General features: G+C 45.8%; 1 protein-coding gene. It reads right to left on the bottom strand.

All coding sequences use genetic code 11. From position 1 onward, the window contains the following. Positions 1-240 (bottom strand): ATP-binding cassette domain-containing protein (locus AB4512_RS22695; protein WP_372175795.1); only part of this gene is annotated, 240 nt, incomplete at both ends.

The raw sequence follows: 240 nt of genomic DNA, 5'->3' as shown, positions 1-240 counted from the left end.
CGACACGAAGTTCAGCATCTAAGTTTGATAAAGGCTCGTCGAATAAGAACACTCTTGGGTTGCGAACAATTGCTCGACCAATAGCAACACGCTGACGCTGTCCACCTGACAGTTCTTTAGGTTTACGTTTCAACAAAGGGTCTAGTTGAAGCGTTTTCGCTGCACTAGTGACTTGTTTCTCGACGACTTCTTTAGCTACCCCGTTCATTTTCAGGCCAAAGCCCATGTTTTCTTCAACCG

This window comes from Vibrio sp. 10N.222.52.B7, from assembly GCF_041474275.1.
In the GTDB taxonomy this organism is placed as follows: Bacteria; Pseudomonadota; Gammaproteobacteria; order Enterobacterales; family Vibrionaceae; genus Vibrio; species Vibrio crassostreae_C.
The sequence above is the reverse complement of the archived record's forward strand: the minus strand, read 5'-3'. Positions and strand labels throughout refer to the sequence as shown.